The sequence below is a fragment of the Actibacterium sp. genome, from assembly GCF_041584535.1.
In the GTDB taxonomy this organism is placed as follows: domain Bacteria; phylum Pseudomonadota; class Alphaproteobacteria; order Rhodobacterales; family Rhodobacteraceae; genus Actibacterium_D.
Genome location: NZ_JBFHDW010000259.1, coordinates 1 through 3,765, shown reverse-complemented (window position 1 = coordinate 3,765; position 3,765 = coordinate 1). Strand labels below are relative to the sequence as shown.

4 protein-coding genes are annotated in these 3,765 nt (G+C 63.4%); 2 read left to right on the top strand and 2 right to left on the bottom strand.

Annotated elements, in window-relative coordinates; genetic code table 11:
• Positions 1-968 (bottom strand): ATP-binding cassette domain-containing protein (locus tag ABYW26_RS11850; RefSeq protein WP_372605099.1); only part of this gene is annotated, 968 nt, incomplete at its 3' end.
• 200 nt (positions 969-1,168) lie between these two features.
• Here ABYW26_RS11850 and ABYW26_RS11845 point away from each other — a divergent pair.
• Positions 1,169-1,774, top strand: a complete 606-nt coding sequence (locus ABYW26_RS11845; RefSeq protein WP_372605097.1) for a nicotinate-nucleotide adenylyltransferase — start codon at positions 1,169-1,171, stop codon at positions 1,772-1,774.
• Between the two features lie 59 nt (positions 1,775-1,833).
• Positions 1,834-3,318: a D-alanyl-D-alanine carboxypeptidase/D-alanyl-D-alanine-endopeptidase gene (gene dacB, locus ABYW26_RS11840; protein ID WP_372605096.1), complete on the top strand. Its 1,485-nt coding sequence runs from the start codon at positions 1,834-1,836 to the stop codon at positions 3,316-3,318.
• 45 nt (positions 3,319-3,363) lie between these two features.
• On the opposite strand, the gene ABYW26_RS11835 is transcribed toward dacB, so the two are convergent.
• On the bottom strand, positions 3,364-3,765 hold a 402-nt coding region (locus ABYW26_RS11835; protein ID WP_372605095.1), incomplete at its 5' end, for a tellurite resistance TerB family protein.

Below are 3,765 nucleotides of genomic sequence, written 5' to 3'. Positions count from 1 at the left end.
TCGACCTCGATCACCTTGCCGCCAAGACGCGGGCCGTTGGGAATGATGATCTGGGCCCGGCTGAGCTTTTCGCGCTCGGACTGGCCGGCCAGTTCTTCATAGGCGTTGATACGCGCCTTGGATTTCGCCTGACGGGCCTTGGCACCGGCACGGATCCATTCCAGTTCGCGCTCCAGCACTTTCTGTTTGGATTTGTCCTCGCGGGATTCTTGCTCCAGACGTTTGGCCTTTTGTTCCAGCCATGCCGAATAGTTGCCCTCGTAAGGAATGCCGCGACCGCGATCCAGTTCCAGAATCCAGCCGGTGATGTCATCGAGGAAATACCGATCGTGAGTGACGCACAGGATGGTGCCCTGATATTCGATCAGGTGCTTTTGCAGCCAGGCGATGGTTTCGGCGTCCAGGTGGTTGGTCGGTTCGTCCAACAACAGCATTTCGGGCGCTTCCAGCAGCAGCTTGCACAACGCCACGCGGCGGCGCTCACCGCCGGACAGGGTTTCGACCGGCGCATCGTCAGGCGGACAGCGCAGGGCCTCCATCGCGACGTCGATCTGGCTGTCCAGATCCCACAGGTTCTGGCTGTCGATCTCGTCTTGCAGAGCGGCCATTTCGTCGGCGGTTTCGTCCGAGTAGTTCATCGCCAGCTCGTTATACCGATCAAGGATCGCCTTTTTCTCGGCCACGCCCAGCATGACGTTTTCGCGCACGCTCAGGCTTTCGTCCAGCTTCGGCTCCTGCGGCAGATAGCCGACCTTGGCGCCCTTGGCGGCCCATGCCTCGCCCGAGAAATCCTTGTCGATCCCGGCCATGATCCGCAGCAACGTCGATTTACCGGCGCCATTGACGCCGACCACACCGATCTTCACGCCGGGCAGGAAGCTGAGGCGGATATTCTCAAAGCATTTCTTGCCACCGGGATAGGTCTTGGACACCCCATCCATGTGATAGACGTATTGATAGCTGGCCATTGCGGGAATCCTTGGAAAATCAGGTTTTCCGTTAGATAGCTATGCAAGGTGTCGGGGGCAACGGCACGCGGCGCCAGAAGCGCGAATGCGGTGCCAAATATCGAGAAAAACGCGCTGATTTCGGCGACCAACGCGATTTGCTGTCCGGGACCCCTGCGCAAAAGATTGACAGCCGCCGGGTGTGCAGCGAAACAGTCGCGATGCGTGATACGCTTCCATATGCCCGGCCGGGTCAAACCATCGGCCTGTTGGGTGGGTCCTTCGATCCGGCTCATGAAGGCCATGCGCATATCACCCGCGAGGCGCTGAAACGGTTCGGGCTGGATCGCGTCTGGTGGCTGGTCAGCCCGGGCAACCCGCTCAAGCCCAAGGGCCCGGCCCCGATCGCGCGCCGAATCCAGGCGGCGCGGGCGATAATCGACCATCCGCGCGTCTGTATCACCGATATCGAGGCACAGATCGGTACCCGTTATACCGCGCAGACCCTGACACGCCTGCAACAGCTATATCCCGGGGTGCGGTTCGTCTGGCTGATGGGGGCCGATAATCTGGCCGGTTTCCACCGCTGGGAAAACTGGCAGTGGATCATGGAAAACGTGCCGATCGGCGTGTTGGCCCGCCCCGGTCAGCGCCTGCAGGCCCGGATGTCGAAAGCGGCCGAAAGCTATGCACGCTACCGCGTATCATCGGATCAGGCGCGCCTGCTGGGCCAGATGTCGGCGCCGGCATGGTGTTTCGTGAACGTGCCGATGCTGTCGGTCTCGTCCAGTGAAATCCGCGCGCGGGGCGAGTGGAAACACGACTGACTGCCCTTGCCGCTGGCCGCCAGATTTGGTTCACTCCGCGCAGTGATTGGGGGGTCTTGATGGTTACGCGCCGTTTCGTTCTGGCAGGTCTTGGGGCCGGATTGGTCGCGGGGCCTGTGTCGGCTGAACCGCTGGCGCGCTCGATCCCGCCACGGGCACGCCCGGCGCGGGAAATCACCGCAACCGCCCCTGAGATCGAAAGCCTGATCGCCACGTCGCGTCTGACCGGCGATGTGGGCTTTGTCGTAGCCGATGCCCGCACCGGCGAGGTGCTGGAATCGCGCAACCCGCTGCTTGCCCTGCCGCCCGCCAGCACCGCCAAGGTCATCACCACGCTTTACGCGCTGGAACATCTTGGACCCGATCACCGCTTTCAGACCCGGCTTGTGGCCACCGGGCCGATTGCGAACGGACGGCTTGCGGGCGATTTGATCCTTCTGGGCGGCGGCGATCCGGTGCTGGACACCGACGATCTGGGCGATCTGGTGGCCGATTTGCACGCCACCGGCTTGCGCAGCATCAGTGGCCAGTTCCTTTATGACCCACGGGCGCTGCCGCAACTGACCGCCATCGACTCTGAACAGCCCGAGTACGTCAGCTACAATCCGGCGGTGTCGGGGCTGAACCTGAATTTCAACCGGGTCTATTTCGAATGGAAGCGCGGCGGCGCTGGTTGGGACGTGGCGCTGGACGCGCGGGCGCTGCGTTATCGTCCCGAAGTCCACACCGCCCGGATGCGCATCGTCGATCGCAATCTGCCGGTCTATACCTACGCCCGCAGTGACGGCGTGGATGACTGGACCGTCGCCAGCGCCGCATTGGGCAAGGGCGGCGGCCGCTGGCTGCCGGTGCGCGACCCCGGCGCCTATACGGCCGAAGTCATGCAGACCCTGGCCGGCGCGACGGGCCTCACCTTGCCCCGCCCGCAACCGGCCACGGGCGAGGTCACAGGCACGGTTCTGGCGCGCCACAACAGCGCCGATCTGACGACGATCCTGCACGGGATGCTGAAATTCTCGACCAACCTGACGGCCGAGTCGGTCGGTCTGGCCGCCACCCGCGCGCGCGGCACCAGCCCGCAATCGCTGGAACAGTCCGCCACCCAGATGCAAGGCTGGCTGGAAACGACACTGACCCCGCAAAAGGCGCGGTTCTTCGATCACTCCGGCCTCAGCGACCGCTCGCATATGGCGGCGGCGGATATGGTGCAGGCCTTGGTGCGCTCTGGTCCCGATGGGGCGCTGGCCAAGCTGATGAAGGAAATCCCGATGCGCGACCCTGCCGGGCGCGCCGCCCCCGATCACCCGGCCAAGGTCCATGCCAAGACCGGCACGCTGAATTTCGTCAGTGCCCTTGCCGGTTACATCAGCCAGCCGGGCAAACGCGATCTGGCCTTCACGTTCTTTTCAGCCGATCAGGCCCACCGCGCCAAATTGCGCCCCGATCAGCGCGAGCACCCCGAGGGCGGCCGCGCCTGGACCTCGCGCTCGCGGCTTCTGCAAGGCCGCCTTCTGGATCGCTGGGCCACGCTTTATCAGGCCTGACCCAGCTTTTTCTTGGTCTAAATACTCAAAATCCGCGCGTGAGGGTCAGTGCGACAGCGTCATGTGACGCGCGCGGGCGCCGCGTTCGATCGCCGCTGCGTGCAGCCGGTCGATGTTCAGCTCGTAACGCATTTCTTCCAGCAGCCGCAGTTCGCTTTCCATCAGCTTGCCATCCGCCGCTGCCACGTCGCAGGCCAGCGCATAGGCGGTCTCCCACAGCTTTTCGGGCAGAGCATCGCGCACCAGACCGAACAGCGCGTCCAGACCGTCTTCTTCTTCAAACAGGTCGAACACCATCGCAGCGACGACGCTGATCCGGTCCTGATCGAAATCGGCGAACACCGGCAGGTGATTCACGATGCGCTGGATCGTCACCAGTTCAGAGGTGCGGATATTTTCGTCCGAGGCGGACTCGGCGATCATGATCGCCACAAGGGCATCCTGAGG